The sequence below is a fragment of the Roseburia rectibacter genome (assembly GCF_014287515.2).
Taxonomy (GTDB): domain Bacteria; phylum Bacillota; class Clostridia; order Lachnospirales; family Lachnospiraceae; genus Roseburia; species Roseburia rectibacter.
The window spans coordinates 3,035,862-3,056,272 of record NZ_CP092473.1; the positions used below are offsets into that span (position 1 = coordinate 3,035,862).

Consider the following 20,411-nt stretch of genomic DNA (forward strand, 5'->3'; position numbering starts at 1 on the left):
TATTGATAATAATTATGAAAACAACTTTTTAAAGAAATCCCCTACTGAAGAAAATACCGACTTAAAAAATCCACCGACAACCGCTGCTATACCACCAGAAGAACTACTGTCCCCATTTTTAAACGAATTGTACAAGGATTCTGCATAATCCACCAGTCCATTCAGATCGATCCCCAGTGAATTGATCTTCTTTACCAGATCTACGATCTGCTGACGTTCATCATCCGATAAAGTCACACCATATTTTTCACAGGCCTCATCGATTGCTCCATTGATTCCCTCATCATCTGTCAGATCATCTTTAGCGATCAATGCCTTGATATATGCAATAAATTCTTCTACTTCTGCATCCGAAACACCTTTTAAGGACTCTTCTAACTGTCCGGTAAGCACAAGTTCATTGAGTGCTGTATCAACTACCGAATCACTGATCTCTTTTCCTGTCATCTCCTGATATGCTTTTAAGACACCTACTAATGCTGCCGTTCCTGAGATCGGAGTCGGTCCTGCAACAATGATATCTGCATCGGTCACTCCTGCCGTAGTCAATGCATTTTTATACATACCAACCGTACAATAGTTAATATTTGTCGTAGAAATGTTAAGTCCGCTCCCCTTATCTCTCTGCACGATCACAACGGAAGATAACGATCTTGTTCCAATCTGTGAGGATGAGATATAGGAATCTAAATACTGATGTTCCTCTGCATTTGTCACATAAACCACATCATAATCTGACAGATTTGCCGCATCAATTCCCATAATGGAAAGGATCGTCGCTCTCTGTGAATCATTAAGATCTGCCCCTAATGCAAGGTATGGTTTATCACTGGCTTTGATCGTGACATTATCGCTGTCTTCGTTCTGGACGATCGTTCCGCTGATATCCTGAGAATTATCTGTCTGTGACGCCTGATCCGGTGTACTGTTTCCATCCTGCTGTGGCACCTGATCCGATGTGCTGTTTCCATCCTGCTTGGCACCTGAATCTGTATCATCATCTACATATTGAATCGTGCCTTCAATATTACTGCTGTCTGTATTTTCCTCCGACGTTTCAGCAGGACTTTCCGTATCACTCTGCTCCGCTGCCACTAAAACTTCTGTCTGTGACGCCTGCACTGCCACACCGGAAGAAACTGGCATTGTTGCTGCAAGTATCATACATAACATTTTAACTGCTTTTTTGTTTCTCATAATAAAAATCTCCATTTCTGCATGTGAAAAATATCCACACTACTACTCAAGTCTGACACTCATCCATGCACAGATATCCGCATAGACCTGATCGCGGTCTGTCTCATTTAATATCTCATGGCGGTCTGTCTCATACAAACGGTATGTCAGGTCATCCACACCTGCCTCTTTAAACATATGGTAAACCTTTTTTACCCCTTCACCGAGATCTCCAACCGGATCATCTGCCCCGGAAACCATGAAAACCGGCAGATCTTTTGGCACTTTTTTTATATTTTCCATCTGATTGTCAAAATATACCGCTTCCATCAGACCCAGATAACCATTTAAAGTAAAGACAAATGTACAGCGCGGATCGCTGTAATATTTTTTTACATGCTCTGTGTCCTTTGTCAGCCAGCTGTTGGTATAATCTTTTCCATAAAGGTCAAATTTGTGGTATGGTTTGCTGTAGGAAAGTTTCTGCATCAGTCTGCTTCTATAATTCCATCCACGGAAACGAGCCATAACCCTGCACAGTGTCATGCCAAACTTCGTTGTGCCATCCGGCACACACCCGGTTCCCATAATGATCGCACCGCTTAAATTTTCACCATGCAGACACAGGTATTTCCGCAGCATATAAGATCCCATACTGTGTCCCATCATAAAATATGGCACACCCGGATTTTCGCCCTGAACTGCCATACGGAGTCTATGCATATCCGCAACTAATGTATCACTCGGATTTTCTGCAAAATATCCCCATTCCGTCTCATCTTTTACCGACGCACCATGCCCTAAATGATCATGACCTACAACCATAAACCCACGTTCTGTCAGATACTCTGCAAACTCATGATATCTTTCAATATATTCGATCATACCGTGTGTGATCTGTAAAATTGCCTTATACTTTCCATCCTCCGGCATCCATTTTACTGCATGGATCTTTGTCGTTCCATTCGCAGATAAATATGTCATCTGTTCTTCTTTTGCCATATAAATTTCCCATCCTTTACAAATTACTTCGTATCCAAAAGTTCCTTGTATTCATCACAGATCTTTTCCAGTTCATCCTCAGCAGATTTCTTTGCATTGATTTCTTCACGCAATGCTGCAATCTGTGTTTTCGCCTCATCCCCAAGTTTTAAGAAATCTTCTCCTGCCTGTTTTATAAAATCCGCTGCCGGCATTGCATTGCCTGACATATGTTCCCTTAATGATGTCTGTCCATTTTCGTATATGGAAAGCTTCTGTGCACTGTCACTGTACAGTTTCATTACCATCGACGCAATGCTTCCCTGCATCTCATTGATCTGTGCAGCCTGTTCTTTGATCTCTTTCTGTGCCTCAGTTACAGCACGGATCTGTTCCGTTAATGTCTGTAATTCCGTTTCATAGCGCAGTGCCACATTTTTGATCTCCTCTGCCGCATGAAGAAACTTCTCTCCATCTTCTCCCATTCTCGCTGCTTCGATCGCCGCATTTAACGCAAGCACACTCATATTTTTAGCGTCATTCTCCAGTTCTGTCGTCACATCACCAAGTCCATCCTGCGCTTTCTCTGCGCGGTAGAGATTTTCTTCTAACTGTGCACACGGTTCTTTTAATGCCTTATGCTGTTCAAATACCTCTTTGATCTTTTCATTCTGCTCTGCAACCTGCCCAAGAAAAATAGAATGATTTGCCTCAAAAGATTCCACCGCATTATGTACTTCAACAAATGTACTGTACAGTTCCTTTCCCATCTTGTGGCTTTCCTGTGCCAGCTCTTCCACACATTCAATCTTTTCCCCAAGGACATCGATATTTTCTTCCATCTGCACGCGGGATGCCGTCATCTGCACAGAATGTTCTTTTAGTTCTTCACTGTATTCTGAGATACCTTTCTTTATGGTATAAAGTTCATCCTGCAGTGCCTTCTCTTTCTTTCCACCAAACATACATGTCCTCCATTTACTGATAATTCTTTATCACGATCTGTATACTTTCATTTCCCTGATACCGGTTTACCTCCGGATAATATACCACAGACATCCGGATCGCATTTGTCCTGCCCGAAAATGCCTGCTGCACTTCGCTTTCTCCATATTTTTTACTATAATATTCCCGGAATCCATCCACATCTCCGAAATAAACAGCAGATATGGAAATTCCCCGTTCCGTTCTGAGTGTAAGTTTTAATACATTCTGATTTTTTCCGACTACCACTGCACGGTCAATGCCAAGATTTTTATCTGCAAACTGTGGTTTTACATTTGCTTTCCCAAATGGCTCTAACAATGAAAGTTCATTGACCAGTGGAATATCAGGATAATCGACGGGCATTGGAATATCTATTTTTATCTTAGGAATAAAATCTTCTTCTGTCAACCCACAGCATGCGTTTATTTTTTCCCGGAAAATCTCTACATTTGCTTCCGGCAGGGAAAGTCCCGCCGCCATCGGATGTCCGCCAAACTTCGTAAATAGTTCCTGGCATTTACACAACTCCTCATACATGGAATACGCTTCGATCGAACGTCCGGAACCTTTGACACCATCTTCACTCTTTGTCAGAACAAAGGTTGGTTTATGGTATGCCTCCCGGATTCTTCCCGCAATGATACCTGCAAGGCTTTCATGCACGTCCGGCAGATAGACAACTAAGACTTTCTTACCTGTATTGCCCTCTTCCACCTGCTGCACGGCAAGTTCTACCCCCTCTGCCGTCATATCTTTTCTCTGTGCATTCAGGTCTACCAGCTCCGCCGCGATCTCAGATGCTTTTTTCACATCTTCCTGTAAAAAGAGATTTAATGCAATTTTTGCAGTTTCTAATCGTCCACTGGCATTGATGCACGGTCCTAATACAAATCCAAAATGATAAGAACTGATCTGTTCCGGCTCTAGTTTATTCTGTAAGATCAATGCACGCATTCCCGGATTTGTGGTCGTATGAATCCGCTTTAATCCTTCCCTTACCAGAATACGGTTTTCATCCGTCAGATCCATAACATCTCCGACTGTCGCAAATGCCACATTTTCCAGGAAAACATATGCTTCTTCCGCTGCAAGACCACATTTTTCATAGAGAATCTGTATCACTTTCCACGCAACTGCGGCACCGCAGAGATTTTTGTACGGATAGTTACATTCTTTCTGCTTGGGATTTACAATGGCATCTGCCTTGCTTCTTTTATAATGGCGTTCTCCATTTTCCTCTGTGTACGGTATTTCATGATGATCTGTGACAAGCACCGTCATTCCAAGACTTTTTGCATGTGCGATCTCATCTATCGCAGCAATCCCATTATCACAGGTAATGATCGTATCGACCTCTGCATCATATGCCTGCCCGATCAGATGATCATTGATTCCATAACCATCTTTCATCCGGTCCGGTATCTGAAAATCTGCCTTACCTCCACAGTGCGTGATCCCTTTGTACAAAATATAGGTAGACATTACCCCGTCAATATCATAGTCACCTATGATCCTGATCTTTTTTCCTTCCCGGATCTTCTGCATAAGTATATCCGTCAGTCTGTCTGAATCGAAAAGTAAATGCGGATCGTACAGTTCCCCGATCCCTCCTTTTAAATATCTTGCGATTGCCTCATCCCCCATAACCTCACGATTGCGGATCAGTCTCGCTGTGACCGGACTTATTTCAAAACGCTTTGCGATCCCTGCAAAATCAGCACCTTTATTAATTACAAACCATTTTTCCATATTATTTTACAGCACATTATCTGCACTGCGACAACTCCTTTTCTTGATAGACAACTTCAATCAGTGTCAGTCCGCATGCCGGTACCGTATATCCGGCAGCTTCCCTGTTCTTTGCCTCTAAAATCTCTGATATATCTTCCGGCTCTCTTCTGCCATCCCCGATCTCGATCAGTGTGCCTGTCAAGATACGCACCATATTCTGTAAAAATCCATTTCCGGTATAATAAATCTGTATTTCTCCCGGCAATTCTTTGATCTGTATCTGAAAGATTGTCCGTACCGTTGATTTTTTCATTTTTTTGTTACCGCAGAAAGACTTAAAATCATGTGTTCCACACAGATATTCTGCTGCCTTTCTCATCCGTTTTACATCAAGCGGTTCCTTATAATCATACACATATCTGCGTTCAAATACCTCCGGTATTTTCCCTGTATGAATCCGGTAAAGATACGTCTTTTCCAGTGCCTGGTATCTGCTGTGGAAACGTTCATCCACCCTCTTTACCTCGCAGACTGCAATATCTTCCGGCAGGTACTGATTCAGATATGATAAAATCTTCTCCTCGTCCCATTCTTCTTTCAGATGAAAGTTCGCCGTCTGGCCTTTTGCATGCACACCCGCATCTGTCCTTCCTGAACCGGTAACTTCCACCTGATATCCTGCCATTTTACTTAAAACATCCTGTAGTTTTCCCTGTATCGTAAGCTCTGACGGCAGCACCTGCCACCCACGGTAGCGTGTTCCGTCATACTGTAAGATCATTTTATAATTTGCCATATATTTTTATTACCTTATATTTTTCTTAAGATGTACTCCCGAAAAAAATACTGCCACAGATATTCTTCCTGTGGCAGTTCTTATTATTTTTAAATTTCGAATTGTTCCATCAACTGCACCATGGTCTGTACCTGTGCTGACTGTTCCTCACTGACTGCTGCTGTTTCTTCGGAAGAAGCTGAGTTATTATCTACGATCTGCGCTACCCCTGAAATGCTCTCATCGATCTTTCTCACACTCTCTGCTTCCATCTGAAGCGCCTCTGCCATCTGGATCATCTTGTCTGTTGAAACTTTTGCACCTTCCACAACTTCATTTAAGTTTGCTTCCTAATGAACTTTATTATACATCCGTTTCCGTGAATTGACAAACTATAAAACTGTATTTTCCATATACAATGTTGTTCTATTTATCATACCAGAATTTCAATTCACTTTCAGCCGGCTGTATCATATAATAGAAAGAATGAATCTGTGAGGTTTTTCATGTCAGATATTGCCTATACACAAAATAATATTGATGCAGGTGAATTAAAAATCCATGTTACGGCAAGAGGAAGTAACCGTCCCATCCCGGATGCCCGCGTGTCGATCTCCTATTCCGGTGATCCGGACAGTGTCGTTGAGGAGGTGAATACAGATGCATCCGGTATGTCCGAACAAATTACGCTTCGTACGCCTCCGCTTGAATACTCAATGGAGCCAGGCGAAAACCAGCCATTCTCGCAGTATAGTATTCAGGTCAATGCTGAAGGATTCCGCCCATTTACTGTGTCGGGAATTGAACTGTTTTCGGAGCAGTTGTCGCTTCAGGAAGTACGAATGGATGAGGCGGATACACCGGGGAACCCGATAGACACGATCGTGATCCCTGTCAATACTCTCTGGGGCGATTTTCCTCCGAAAATTGCAGAATCCGAGATCAAACCCATCTCCGAGACTGGCGAGATCGTTCTTAGCAGAGTCGTGGTACCGGAATATGTTGTAGTACATGACGGTCCTCCAAATGATACGACCGCCCGTGATTACTATGTACGTTATAAGGATTACATTAAAAATGTGGCATCCAGTGAAATTTATTCTACCTGGCCGGATGCGACTCTTCGCGCAAATATCCTTGCGATCATGTCCTTTACCTTAAACCGTGTATATACGGAGTGGTACCGAAACAAAGGCTACAGTTTCACGATCACCTCCTCTACCGCCTACGACCAGAAATTCACTTACGGCAGGAACATTTTCCAGAGTATTTCCGATATCGTTGATGAGATGTTCCAGAATTTTTTGTCCAGACCAAATGTCAGACAGCCGATCTTAACGCAGTACTGTGACGGGGAACGTGTAACCTGCAGCAACTGGCTGAGTCAGTGGGGCAGCAAATTCTTAGGTGACCAGAACTATGAAACGATTGAGATACTGCGCTATTATTATGGTAACAACATGTACATCAACACCGCAGAAGAAGTATCCGGTATTCCGGCTTCCTGGCCAAGGGTAGACCTTACGATCGGTTCTACTGGTGAAAAAGTACGCCAGATTCAGGAAGAACTCGCACGGATTTCAAGATCTTATCCGGCTATTCCAACTGTAACACCAGATGGGATCTATGGTCCTGCCACAAGGGAAGCTGTGGAAACTTTTCAGCGTGTCTTTGGTCTGCCTGTCACCGGTGTCATCGACTACCGTACGTGGTATAAGATTTCCGAAATTTACGTGGCAGTATCACGGATTGCAGAACTGGTTTAAATGTAACCGGGGCTGTCACGCAACATATGGTGTGACAGCCCCGGTCTTACTTACATAATTGAATTATGATTTATTTATTTTTATGCTCAGATACGCGGTCTTTTTCCCTTTCCCGGACACTTTTCCACATATCTTTTTATTTTTCTTCTCTTATTCCACAGTTACTACTTTCGCTAAGTTTCTTGGCTTATCAACATCAAATCCCTTGTCGGAAGAAACATAATAAGCAAGTAACTGCAATGCCACGGATGCAGGCATTACCATAAATTCATCCTGCATATCCGGCAGATGGAAGGTATCATATGCACGATCAATATCTTTTGCAAGACTTTCTTTGATAAAAAGCACGATATCCGCACCTCTTGATCTGACCTCTTTGATATTTGACAATTCCTTTGACATCAGTTTTTCCTGTGTCACTGCTGCAACGACCGGCGTATCCTGCGTGATAAGCGCGATCGGTCCATGTTTCAGCTCGCCGGAAGCATATGCCTCAGAGTGAATATAAGATACCTCTTTTAACTTTAAGGATCCTTCCAGTAAAATAGAGTAATCAAGTCCACGACCGATCATAAACAGATCTTTTGCTTCTAATACTTTATTGGCAAGTTTATGGATATCCTGACGTCCCTCTAATACCTTTTTCATGACATCCGGTATACGCTGCAGTTCACGTACAAAGCTCTGTGTCTCTTCCTGTGAAAAAACACCGCGAAGCACTGCCATTTTTGCCACGATCAGATAAAATACAGCAAGCTGTGTCGTATATGCTTTCGTACTTGCAACAGCGATCTCCGGTCCTGCATTTGTATAGAGCACATAGTCGCTCTCACGGGCAATGGAAGATCCTTTTACATTAATAATGGATAAACATTTTGCTCCACGTTTTTTTGCATATTTGACTGCCTCTAACGTATCGATCGTCTCACCGGACTGTGAAACTGCGATGACCAATGATTTTTCGTCGATGACAGGATCAGAATACATAAACTCGGAGGCCATATCCACATCAATGTGCATATGAAGAATCGATTTTACAAGTGCCTGAGCCACAAGACCTGCATGCATTGCTGTACCGCACGCAATGATATTAACACGCTCACACTGTGTAAAGATCTCATCCGGCACACCGTCTGCCGTAAAATCCGGCATTCCGCTTGTAATACGGTTTGCGATCGTACGCTCGATCGCATCCGGCTGTTCCATGATCTCTTTTTCCATATAAAACGGATAGCCGTTCTTTCCGGCATTGTTAAGTTCCCAGTCGACTTCAAGATAGTCCGGCTCAACCGGATTTCCATTAAAATCTTTCAGACTGACCGCATCCTTTGTAAGTTTTAAAATATGATACTCTGGAACTACAAAATAACGGTTTGTAAAACGGCAGAGTGCTGTCAGATCAGAAGCAAGCATAGCTCCCTCTTTACAGAATGTTGCAACGATCGGACTGACATTTCTAGTAGAATAAATCTCACCCTGATGATCTTCAAATAAGATAACCAGAGCAAATGTTCCTTTTAACTTGGATACTGTCTTTTTGATTGCTTCGTCTGGATCACCGGTATAAAACTTATTTAAAAGTGCTGCCACAACTTCACTGTCTGTCTCTGATTTTAAAACACTTTCTAACTCATAGTCCGCGATCAGTTCTCTGTAATTTTCAATAATACCATTGTGTACTAAAGTTACTTTTCCAACCTGATGCGGATGTGCATTGGTGTCATTAACACCTCCGTGTGTTGCCCATCTGGTGTGACCGATTCCACACTCTGTGATAATTTTCTCCGACTCACAGATGGTTCTTAAATCTTTCACTCTTCCTGCACATTTATAAACTTTCGTCTGTTTTGCGTCAGTATCTGCCACTGCGATTCCCGCACTGTCATAGCCACGGTACTCAAGGAGCTCTAACGCATCCAGTAATACGCCTTTTACATCTTCACTGCCTGTATAACCAATAATTCCACACATAAATTTTCCTCTTTTCTATTATAAACACATCCGTGTTATTTGTTATTTCCTCCCTTATACCGTATTTGTTTTGCAGTCACCTGCATATTTGCCGGTATATCTCGCACTGGGAATGTACGGGAGAGCATCCGCCGAATCTTCGATCACTCTCCTCCTCGTTAACCTGCCCTTATCAATCTCAGATGTTTTTATCAGATTTCAAACATTTTTCTGCAGGTACATGGCGCTTCTGGGAAAACAACAGTCTACACACTTGCCGTGTAAAATCTGTTGTTCTATTTATGTGTCCGGTATACGGGTGCAAAGACCGCGTATCTGAACATAAAACAATTTTTATTCAATTTTCAAGGTTCAACATGCTTTACTATACTATGATATGAAAAAAATGTCTAGTGTTTCCATCCAAAGACGACACTATCTCCATTTTCATCCGTGCATCGATTTCCAGACCGCTTCTCCATTTGGAACATACTGGCAGAATGAATCCACCATAATACTGCGGAATGGACGCACTGCCTCCTCCAGTCCAAATGCTGCCGGGTAATCTTTCGTCACAAGATCGATATCTTTCGCAATCTTTTCCGCCACTGCAGCATCTTTTATCGGAACGATCCCAAACAAAGTCGAACAATATGCCCTGCTCCCGGTACAGGAAGCAAGATAAGTATATGCAAAATTTTTCCACTCTTCCTCAAGTACATATCCACAGGCATCCTCTCTGTCGGGTTCCTTCTCCACATTTTTTGTTTCCTCCATCTGGATACCCAACTGCGAAAAATACCCGCAGAGTTCTTTTTTCTGTCTTTTTTTCTGAAAAAAGGATACACCTCCTGCCCCCGTCGCCTGGATCATCATCCATGCGTGCAAAAAATGATCCGCACGTTTTTCCGCCTGCTTCTCACCAAAACGTTTTTTTAAAACCAGAAGACGTTTTTCATCTCCGGCAGGATCTAACTTCTGCTCTATTGCAAGTTTTAAGATCCGCTCACGCTCATTAATGTCTTCGATCTCATAATAATGCGCAGGCCACTCCGAAAGATAATCTGTTTTTTCATTCTGCGTCGTCATTTATTCCGTATCTCCTTCCATGTACAGATCCACATCATCATATGTCACTCTCGCATAAGGCAGACGTATATATTTTCCGTCGATCAGATCAAGATCCGACAGATCCCCTCCGGTTGAAAGCCCGTAAGCAAGGTTTAACATCGCACTTGCCTGACCTTCCTTATCATTATAGACTGTTCCGATCATCTCTTTATTTTTGACTGCCTCAAGTCCTACATCTGTTCCATCGATTCCAATAACCGCCGGCCATTCATCCTTTGTAAGATCAGATGCTTTCAGTGCATCGATCGCACCTAACGCCATATCGTCATTATTGGCAATGACAAGTTCTATGCTATCCCCGAACTGTGACATAAGCTGTGCCATCTTTGTCTGCGCCTGTGCACGGTTCCAGTTTGCGATCGCATATCCTAATTTTTCCACTTCCACACCACTGTCAATCATCGTACTGACTGAATACTCCGTACGGACGATCGCATCCTGATGACCTGCTTCCCCCTCTAACACGACATATTGAAAGATTCCGTCTCCATTTTTATCAAATGAATCATCTGTCAGGAATGCCGCTGCCGCAAGTTCTCCCTGTATGATCCCGGATTCAAACGCCTGCGCTCCGACATAATATAGTCTTGACCAGCGTTCTAAGTCCTCCTCTACCAGCTCACGGTTGAAAAAAATGACCGGAATATCATTTTTTTCTGCAAGATCAATGATCGCTGTCGGATCTGTTCTGTCCACCAGGTTGACACATATCACATCACATCCTTCTGTAACCATGTTTTCTACCTGACTGTTTTGTGTTGACTGGCTGGCTGCGGCATTATAAGTATCTATGTTAATCGAGATGCCCGTCTCCTCTTCCTTTTTCGTTGCATAATCATTAAAATCTTTCATCATTTCTGACACAAATGTATCATATTGATCATAAACAGAAATCCCGATCTTAATGCTCTTTTTGGCATCTTCTCTGCCACCACAGCCACAAATGACCGTGCTTCCTGCTAAAATTCCACCAATAATAACTGTTATTTTTTTATATCTTTTTATTTTCTTCAAGGATATTTCCCCCATTTGATATGCGGCAGACACTTCGCCCCTCAACCTGATATCTCTGCCCATTTATATCACTGTACAATAGGGAATAAAATCTTTTGATTTTCCTCATCATACAGATTTTCTTTTGTAATTGTAAGGAAACCGATTTCTTCTGTTTTTGCAGAAGATAACGGCTCCCGCAGTTGTCCTGCGATCGCTGCCACGCTTAAATACCCGATATTAAATTCATTCGGAACGATCAACGCCCTGATTTCTCCTTTGTCAAGGTAATAGACATTTTTTTCCGAACATCCGATTCCGTAAAGCTGGAATTTTATCTGTTTCTGTGCCTGAAGGTAGTCTACCGCCTGCTCTGTAGTATCATTGTCCAAAGACACCACAATATCCACTTTCTTTTTCTGCAGACACCATTCAAATGTATTATTTACGTTATCTTCATCGGACAAGTTCCATGCAATGGATGCACCGGCGGTCTGGATTTTATCCATGAAACCTTTCAGGCACTGCACTCCGGCAGTCTGTTTCTGATTTCCGGCAAGGATTCCAATATTAACTTCCGCTAAATTTTCACCATAATCCGCAATGACAGCCTCTGCAACTGCTGCCCCCATCTCATAAGACTGAGGCAGTATTGCCGCATACATTCCCTCTGCATCCACATCTGTCTCTGCCAGGATCATCTTATCAGAACCGATTTCCACTGCTGCGTCATCTGTGTAATTTCTGCTGTCACACATTTCAACGATCACACCCTTTGCCCCATTGTCAAGCTCCCTGTGGATGATCTGGTATTCTTCTTCGAGATTGAGAAAGTTCCCCGTTGATACAACATTCAACCGGATGTGATAATCCTCTGCGCCACGTTCAAGTCCCTCCCGGAAAGAAGTATACCTGTCGCTGCTGCTGTTTTCTACGATCACGGATACCGGATACCATTCCTCATCTTTATTGTCATCAAGCATCCCATATGTCGCAAAAGCAATAAATGCAATAATCACTATAATCACTGCCATTAAATACATTAAATTATTTTTTCCGGCCTGCTTCATAGCTGTTTTCTCCCTGCTTCTAACCGTTCCTGCTCTTCGGGTGTATATATAATATATGGCAGATGAATTCTTACCGTTGTGCCCTCATCCGGCACACTCTCTATTTCAAGACCATATTTTTCACCAAAACGCAGTCTGATCCGGTTATGCACATTTAAAAGTCCTACACCCGATCCACGTTTGTGTACACGATTATTTTCCCTCAGAAGCTGTTCGACCTCATTTTCCGGTATTCCAAGTCCATTATCCGTTACTTCAATATAGACATCATCATTACGCCGGTATCCCCGGACTTCGATCTCACCGTCTCCGTCCATACATTCCACGCCATAATAGATTGCATTTTCAAGCAACGGCTGCACCACCAGTTTTACCGTACAGCACTGCAGGATCTCTTCATCTATGTCAAACCGCACTTCAAAAATATTTTTATATCGGACTTTCTGGATATTCATATAGTTTCTGGCATGCTTTAACTCATCTTCCACACTTATGACCGTCTTTCCCCTGCTTAAACTGATGCGGAAAAGACTCGCTAACTGTGTGATCATAAACACTGCATCCTCATACCGCTCTCCCTCGATCATCCATACGATCGAATCTAATGTATTATACAGGAAATGAGGATTGATCTGTGACTGAAGTGCATCGAGTTCACTTTTCCTCTTTTCTTCCTGTTCAACCACAATATCCTGCATCAGCTGCCTTATCTGTTCCACAGTAGACTTAAGCGTGCGTCCTAAATGTTCGACCTCCATCGTTCCGCCGATATAAATAGACGGATTCAGGTTTCCTGACTCCCATTCCTTGACGGAGTTATTCAGCTTCTTCAAAGGCATTGCAATACTTGCTGACACCAGCTGATTTAAAAGAATCACAGCAAGCAGGCACACCGTCACTAACATGATCACAAAATATTTTGTACCGGTCATACCCATATCAAAAGAACTCATCGGTACAACACTGACGATCTTCCATCCGGTATAACTTACTGTCTTTACTGTAACAAGACGTTTTTCACCCAGAAAAGTCTCTTCTGTACTTCCATCCTCATATCCTGCGGCTTCGATGTTATTTTCCTGATAAAGATCCGTATAGATCAGTTTCTGTCTCGGATGATAAATGATCTCACCCTTACCATCGATCAGGTAAACATATTCCGATGAATTTCCAACATTTGCTTTCTTTAAGATCTGTTCAATACTGCTGTAATTCATATCAACCAAAAGGACTCCAAGCGTCGACGTTCCATTGCTTGTCAGCTCTACAGCCCGGCTTAAGGAGACGACCCAGTAATAGCGGTAGGTCGGATCATCAAACAGATTCTGCACATGCGGCGTGGAAAAATGCAGATTCTCCATCTGACCGACCGCATCGGTAAACCATTGCTGTGTTATGATATTCACCTGCTCTTTTTCATTTGCAACAGGTACCGCTGCCACAAGCTGCCCATCTCCTGTATAGCAGGCAATACTGATTAGATTATCTTTATTTGCTTCGTACAAAAGATTCATTTCTTCATCCATCGTGTCACTGGCAAGATCTTTATTCTTGATGACACTGTAATACATGGTATCCGAAATACGACGCATATTTCTGAGATAATCCTCCAGATTGATGGCGGTCTGATTTAAAAGCTGCCCTGTGCTCTCGATCGTCATCGTCTCCGCCCTGTTTGAAAACTGCCGGTAGAGCGTAACACCAAGAAATGACATACTGCAGATGGAAAGGATCGTAAACGAAATAGAGATCGTCACCTGAATACTGTGCGGTTTTACCAAATGTCTTATATATGCAGTTATCTCTTTTATTTTTTCCCTGATGTTTGACAAATTTATTTCCTTTTTTCTGCTTTGTATTTTGAAGGTGACATTCCAAACTGTTTCTTAAATGCATAGCTGAAATAATTTGGGTCTGAGTATCCTACTTTTTCTGCAATAACATATGTTTTCTCATCCTGATTTAATAGCAGATCCAGTGCCTGTTCCATCCGGTACTCCGTCAGATAATTGATAAAAGTTTTTCCGGTTTCTTTTTTAAACACCGTGGAAAAATATGCTGTACTCACAGAAAGATTTTTGCATACACTCTCCACATTAAGACTCGAATCTGCATAATGTTCCCTGACATACTCGACCGCTTTTGTCACAAATGATTTCGTCGTATCCTGTCTGCCATTCTGGATCATCTCCTGCATCTGGCATCCGGTCTTTAACAGCCAGCTTTCCAGTGCTTCTGGTGATTCCATCTGCATAACTTCCCGGTAAATATCACCGGTGCCACCAAAGATTTCATCCAGATTCAGTCCATTGAGCGTACCAAACCGGAAAATCTCAGCAATAAGTTCCGTGATAAATATCTGGTATTTCTGCAGTGATGCCCCCCGTCCGGATAACTGTGTAACGCTCTCTTTCACTGCTTCTTTTAAGGTTCTCTCATCCCCGGTCTTTATCTTTTTTAAGATATTCCCGATCAACTGTTCTTCCCACGGTTCTTCTGCACTGCCCTGTGGATCGATCTCTGCAATATTAATGGCTCTTGTATTTCCATAAATCACACGGTAGGAAACCGCATTACGCGCTCCCTGATAGGAAGCCGGAAGCTCTGCGATCTCATCACAGATTGCTCCGATTCCAGCGGTGACCTTTGCTCCGCAGACACGCTTCGCCAGTTTACAGAACTTATCCATTGCATTGGTATAAACTGTGATCTCTGCGGTATCTTTCAGCTGCGTGATCACAAGAATGTCTCCCAAGTAAAAGAATGTATTAGATCTCCACTTGTCCACAAACTGTTCTTCCGCAAGCTGTTTTACTGACATTCCAAGCAAAAACGGATCGAGTTCAAGCTGTGGATCTTGTGTGCTGATATGTAAGATCGTCGCTACATAATATGGACCGCTCCACGGTATCTGGTATTGTTTTAAATATTTGTCAATCTCAGATGCCGGGATACGTCCCTCTATCAGTGATGTATAAAAGTTTTCCTGCAATACCGGAAGACTTTCCATATAATATGCACGCAGTTTTTCGATATTGCGCTTCTCATCAAGTTCTCTGTCTAAGTTTGTCTTGATCCGCTCAAACACTTCCCGCAGTTCGTTTGAATTGATTGGTTTTAAAATATACTCCTCAGCCTCGATCTTTATAGCTTCTTTTGCATACTCAAATTCATCAAATCCGGAAAAAATAATGATTTTAATTTTCTGGTAAAGCTCTTTTAACTTTTTGCTTAAAGTCAATCCGTCCATGTAAGGCATTTTTATATCTGTCATTACAACATCCGGCTGAATTTCTTCCGCCAGTTCTAATGCTTCCACACCATTTCTTGCATATCCGGCAATACGAAATCCCATCGCTTCCCAGTCAAGTTTTTTCATGATAACAGAATATACTTCTTCCTCATCATCTACCAATAATACCGAATATAAATTCATTGTAACTTTCTCCTGCTAGTCTCCATATTTTGCATTCATATTATGCCATAAAATTCCAAGGATCACAGTGCAGATAATGATCTCTGCCACTGCAATATAGGTGTTCCAGAATAATAAAAACATCATGACAAGCGTTGCAACTGCAAAAAAGAACATCAGCTTTCCTGCAGCCTTTGCATAATTTTCTTCGTCTTTCACCGGCGGCTTATTTTTTCCGCGGATGGCTGAAATATCTTTCATAAACCATAAACGCATTCCATAATAGATCAAAATCACAAATAAAAGTAATGGGATTCCTGCTGTCTCTAAAATCTGTTCTGTAGTCATATAATCCTTGTTTTCCTTTCTTTTTCATAGAGAAAAAATAACGGCTGGTCTGTAACACCCAGCCGTTATTTTACAGTCCGATATAGAAATTATACCGTATCTTTTATTTTCTTGCTATATATTTTCTGATATCCAGAGAAATTGCTACGAAGATTACAACACCGATTGCGATGTACTGTGCGTTCGCATTCATTCCTAAGTACTGGAGTGCAACCTTTAATAACTCGAATACTGCAACACCGATGATAGCGGATGAAACTTTACCACGACCACCTGTTACGGATACACCACCGATCGTACATGCTGCGATTGCTTCCATCTCGTAACCATATCCGGTCTGAACAGATGCACCACCTGCTTTTGCGCCGAGCATGAATCCTGCAAGACCATACATAGCTGCTGCTTTCATGTAGATTAAGATCAATGTTTTCTTTACAGGAACACCTGCAACTTCTGCTGCCTGTGGGTTACCACCGATCGCATACATATATTTTCCATGACGAGTCATGTTGAAAATGAACCATGTGATTGCTGCCACAACAATTGCGATCCAGATCAGGTAGTTAATACCAAGGAATTTACCATTTGCTACATTTGTGTATGCTTCTACGTAACCACCAAGTGGTGTTGCGTTTGTTACGATAAGTCCAATACCATAAACGATTTCCATCATTGCTAAGGTTGCAATGAAAGGTGGTACATTTAAGTATGCAATAAAGATACCGGTTACAGTACCAAATGCTGCACAGATGAGCATTGCGATGATCGCTACTAAAAATACGTTCATAGGTTTCATATCCGGGAAGAATTTACCGGAGTAATCCAGACGCTGTAACAACATACCTGAGACACATGCACCAAAACCGATCATACGTCCTGCGGAAAGGTCACATCCTGCGGTGATAACACATCCTGCAATACCAAGTGCAATGACAAGTCGTGCACTCATATTCATAAGAATATTCATTAAGTTGTTGCTTGTAAAGAAGTTATTGGATGTTAAACCGGTATAGATTACCAGAATGAACATTACAATAATAACCCCGTTGTTGATCAAAAAATCTTTTACTTTCTGCTGTTTTGTCTTTCCCATTTTCGTCTCCTCCTATCGCATCAGAATCTTGTTGCGTATTCCATAATTTTTGCCTGTGTCATATCTTCCGGTTTCTCAACCTCACCGGTCAGTTTACCGTTACACATAACACAAATTCTGTCTGACATTCCAAGAAGCTCTGACATCTCTGAAGAAATCATGATGATTGCTTTTCCCTGTTTTGCTAAGTCACACATAATCTCATAAATCTCATGTTTTGCACCTACATCAATACCACGGGTAGGCTCATCCATGATCAGAACATCCGGATCGTTGGCTAACCATCTTGCAACGATTACTTTCTGCTGGTTACCTCCGGACAGATTGGAAATATGTTCTTTCATGCTCGGAGTCTTAATGCTTAATTTTTTAATACTGCTTGTTACGATCTCATTGATCTTTTTGTGATTTAAAACAAATCCTGCATTGAGATATTTGTTATAAATAGATACACCTACATTATCCTTTATGGACAGGCATCCGAAAATACCGTTTCCTCTTCGATCCTCAGTGATCAGACCAATTCCTGCATTCATCGCATCGATCGGATGTTTGATCTTTACCTTTTTGTCATGCATATAGATCTCACCGGATGCAATACCACGGATACCGAAGATTCCTTCCATAAGCTCTGTTCTCTGTGCACCTACCAGACCGCCAAATCCAAGGATCTCGCCTTTGTGGAGCTGAAAACTTACATTCTGGAATGATTTCGCATGAATGGAGCAAAGATTCTTTACTTCCATAACTACTTCATCACTCGGTTTGTTTTCTCTCGGTGGATATACATTGGTCAGCTCACGTCCAACCACCTTTGTGATGATCTGGTCTGTTGTCATCTCTGCTGCCGGCCAGGTTCCAACATATGTACCATCCCGCATGACCGTGATATCATCAGCGATCCGTTTGATCTCATCCATCTTATGTGAAATGTAAACCATTGCCACACCTTTGTCTCTTAGATCATTCATGATGCGGAACAATGCTTCTACTTCGTTATCGGAAAGAGAAGATGTCGGCTCATCAAAGATGATAACTTTCGCCTGCTGTGAAACAGCCTTTGCAATCTCAACAGACTGCATCTGACCTATGAATAAAGATCCAAGCTGTGCTTTCGGATCAAAATCCATTTTTACTTCTTTTAACCATTTTGCAGTCTCTTCATACATTTTCTTATGATCGATGACTTTTAATGGTCCATACTTTGTCGGGAATCTTCCCAGATACATATTTTCTGCAACGCTTCTTGCCGGTACCGGCTGCAATTCCTGATGTACCATGGCAATTCCTTTTTTCATTGCCTCATCCGGATTATTGATCTCGACTTTTTCTCCGTCCAAAATAATTTCTCCGGCATCCATTTTATAGATACCAAACAAACATTTCATCAGGGTTGATTTTCCTGCACCGTTTTCCCCCATCAGTGCATGGACTGTTCCCGGACGGAGTGATAACTGTACATTGTCAAGTGCTTTGACACCGGGGAAAGATTTGCACACGCCCCTAAGCTCCAGTTTATACTCAGCCATGTTTCTCCTCCTTTATATCATTTGGCTTACTTCTCTGCCAATTATGTTCCTATTTCATATCTGTGCTATTTAGCACACTTCATTTTTCATAGAATATATATCTGCCTGTTTTTATTTCATACATTCATTTCTGCATTTCTGCAGTCTGATCATAATTCTTATGAATAGTGGCAGCGGGTGCCATATGCACCCGCACCACTTTTATACCCTGTTCTATTTACAGATTATTTAACCATGTCAAGAACATCCTGTGCATTGTCTTTTGTTACTTTTACATAATCACATCCGATGTAGTGATCATTGCCAGCGCCTGTGATGTAGTTGATAGCTGCATCTGCTGCACTGTGGGACTGTGAGAAGTGATCGTTAAATACGGTACCTGTCATGGTTCCTGCAAGAACATCCTCTAATGCCTCTGATAATGCATCAACACCTACCAGATAAATATCAGTACCTACGGTACGTCCTGCACTCTGGATTGCCTGTAAAGCACCAAGTGCCATTGCATCGTTGTTACAGAATACAACTTCTACATCGTTACCGTACTGTCCAAGGGCATTTGCTACGATCTGCTGTGCCTGATCCTGCTGCCAGTTACCAACCTGATCAGATAAGCAGTTAACTTCAAGTCCTGCATCCTCAAGAGCTTTTACAGAATACTCTGTACGGTACTGTGCATCAACGTTCTCCGGATCACCTTCTACCATAACGTAGTCGATCTTTCCATTTCCATTTAAATCAACGGTATCAAGGCCAAGATCACTGATCATTTCACCCTGGAAAGTACCGGACTGACGGGCATCACATCCAACGTATGTAACATCCCAGTTGTTATCTGACCATCTCTTCTGCTCTTCTTCATCCGGCTCACGGTTGATGTATACAAGCGGGATTCCTGCTGCAACTACTTTATCTGTGATGGTTGCTGCGGAAGAAGAGTTAACCGGGTTGATAATAAGAACATCTACACCCTCTGTGATGAAGTTATCGATCTGACCTGTCTGTGTAGCCTGATCGTTTGCACCATCAACGATTGTGATATTGTCTTTTGAAAATCCTTTTTCTACCAGATAATTTTCAAGCTCTGTACGGAACAGTGTCATGAAGTTATCGGAGAACTGGTAAATACATACACCAACTTTTTTGTCTGCAAGACTTGCATCTGCGTCTGTTGCTGCATCGGCTGCTGCGTCCCCTGCGTCGGCTGCCTCTGTAGCTGCTGCATCATTTGATGTATCGCTTGCTGCTGCATCGCTTGCTGCTGCATCGGTTGTTGTTCCGGCATTGTTTGTGGATGCATTATTGCTTCCGCCACATCCTGCTACCATAGATGCTACCATTGCTGTTGCTAAGATTACACTAACTACCTTTCTTTTCATAGAAAAATCCTCCCATTTGATTTAATGTATTTGTAACTCTTTGTTTGTTACAAGTGCATTATATCAACAGGAGGATTAGATAAACAT

Annotated in this window: 17 protein-coding genes; 1 reads left to right on the forward strand and 16 read right to left on the reverse strand. The window is 42.2% G+C overall.

The window, feature by feature from the left end; all coding sequences use genetic code 11:
* Positions 1-12: 12 nt before the first annotated feature.
* The 6 genes from H8S51_RS14020 to H8S51_RS14045 all read right to left on the reverse strand — a co-directional run bounded on the left by H8S51_RS14020 (position 13) and on the right by H8S51_RS14045 (position 5,979).
* Positions 13-1,197, reverse strand: a complete 1,185-nt coding sequence (locus H8S51_RS14020; RefSeq protein WP_186899643.1) for a DUF1002 domain-containing protein — start codon at positions 1,195-1,197, stop codon at positions 13-15.
* A gap of 42 nt (positions 1,198-1,239) precedes the next feature.
* On the reverse strand, positions 1,240-2,178 hold the full coding sequence (locus H8S51_RS14025; RefSeq protein WP_117922032.1) for an alpha/beta fold hydrolase: 939 nt from the start codon (positions 2,176-2,178) through the stop codon (positions 1,240-1,242).
* 23 nt (positions 2,179-2,201) lie between these two features.
* Positions 2,202-3,122, reverse strand: a complete 921-nt coding sequence (locus H8S51_RS14030) for a methyl-accepting chemotaxis protein (protein ID WP_186899642.1) — start codon at positions 3,120-3,122, stop codon at positions 2,202-2,204.
* A gap of 13 nt (positions 3,123-3,135) precedes the next feature.
* Positions 3,136-4,893, reverse strand: a complete 1,758-nt coding sequence (gene recJ / locus H8S51_RS14035; protein ID WP_186899641.1) for a single-stranded-DNA-specific exonuclease RecJ — start codon at positions 4,891-4,893, stop codon at positions 3,136-3,138.
* Positions 4,894-4,909: 16 nt separating this feature from the next.
* Positions 4,910-5,671: a tRNA pseudouridine(38-40) synthase TruA gene (gene truA, locus H8S51_RS14040; RefSeq protein WP_118210495.1), complete on the reverse strand. Its 762-nt coding sequence runs from the start codon at positions 5,669-5,671 to the stop codon at positions 4,910-4,912.
* Between the two features lie 89 nt (positions 5,672-5,760).
* The gene (locus H8S51_RS14045; protein WP_117922028.1) at positions 5,761-5,979 is read right to left on the reverse strand and encodes a hypothetical protein; all 219 of its coding nucleotides are present in this window, start codon (positions 5,977-5,979) and stop codon (positions 5,761-5,763) included.
* Positions 5,980-6,156: 177 nt separating this feature from the next.
* Here H8S51_RS14045 and H8S51_RS14050 point away from each other — a divergent pair, with 177 nt between their 5' ends.
* The gene (locus H8S51_RS14050) at positions 6,157-7,416 is read left to right on the forward strand and encodes a peptidoglycan-binding protein (protein WP_118210494.1); all 1,260 of its coding nucleotides are present in this window, start codon (positions 6,157-6,159) and stop codon (positions 7,414-7,416) included.
* A gap of 150 nt (positions 7,417-7,566) precedes the next feature.
* Here H8S51_RS14050 and glmS read toward each other — a convergent pair whose 3' ends face one another.
* The 10 genes from glmS to H8S51_RS14100 all read right to left on the reverse strand — a co-directional run bounded on the left by glmS (position 7,567) and on the right by H8S51_RS14100 (position 20,324).
* Positions 7,567-9,387 carry a glutamine--fructose-6-phosphate transaminase (isomerizing) gene (gene glmS, locus H8S51_RS14055; RefSeq protein ID WP_118210493.1) on the reverse strand — a complete coding sequence of 607 codons (1,821 nt, stop codon included), beginning with the start codon at positions 9,385-9,387 and terminating at the stop codon, positions 7,567-7,569.
* Between the two features lie 426 nt (positions 9,388-9,813).
* Positions 9,814-10,455, reverse strand: coding sequence for a DUF6553 family protein (locus H8S51_RS14060; RefSeq protein ID WP_118210492.1), 642 nt, complete (start codon positions 10,453-10,455; stop codon positions 9,814-9,816).
* Entirely contained in the window at positions 10,456-11,511 is a 1,056-nt protein-coding gene (locus H8S51_RS14065) for a galactose ABC transporter substrate-binding protein (RefSeq protein WP_241070729.1), read from the reverse strand. It lies immediately after the preceding gene.
* A gap of 68 nt (positions 11,512-11,579) precedes the next feature.
* Positions 11,580-12,560, reverse strand: coding sequence for a substrate-binding domain-containing protein (locus H8S51_RS14070; RefSeq protein ID WP_117922023.1), 981 nt, complete (start codon positions 12,558-12,560; stop codon positions 11,580-11,582).
* Positions 12,557-14,398, reverse strand: a complete 1,842-nt coding sequence (locus tag H8S51_RS14075; protein WP_118210490.1) for a sensor histidine kinase — start codon at positions 14,396-14,398, stop codon at positions 12,557-12,559. The genes H8S51_RS14070 and H8S51_RS14075 overlap by 4 nt, the downstream gene beginning before the upstream one ends.
* Positions 14,395-15,996, reverse strand: coding sequence for a response regulator (locus H8S51_RS14080; RefSeq protein ID WP_186899640.1), 1,602 nt, complete (start codon positions 15,994-15,996; stop codon positions 14,395-14,397). The genes H8S51_RS14075 and H8S51_RS14080 overlap by 4 nt, the downstream gene beginning before the upstream one ends.
* Before the next feature lie 15 nt (positions 15,997-16,011).
* Complete coding sequence (locus tag H8S51_RS14085) at positions 16,012-16,323, reverse strand: hypothetical protein (RefSeq protein WP_117922020.1); 312 nt, start codon at positions 16,321-16,323, stop codon at positions 16,012-16,014.
* A gap of 103 nt (positions 16,324-16,426) precedes the next feature.
* A complete protein-coding gene (locus H8S51_RS14090) occupies positions 16,427-17,416 on the reverse strand; it encodes a galactose/methyl galactoside ABC transporter permease MglC (protein ID WP_117922019.1) in 990 nt (329 codons plus the stop codon).
* Positions 17,417-17,436: 20 nt separating this feature from the next.
* Entirely contained in the window at positions 17,437-18,945 is a 1,509-nt protein-coding gene (locus H8S51_RS14095) for a sugar ABC transporter ATP-binding protein (RefSeq protein WP_241070730.1), read from the reverse strand.
* A 224-nt stretch (positions 18,946-19,169) separates the two neighbouring features.
* Entirely contained in the window at positions 19,170-20,324 is a 1,155-nt protein-coding gene (locus H8S51_RS14100) for a galactose ABC transporter substrate-binding protein (RefSeq protein WP_117922017.1), read from the reverse strand.
* Positions 20,325-20,411 lie beyond the last annotated feature (87 nt).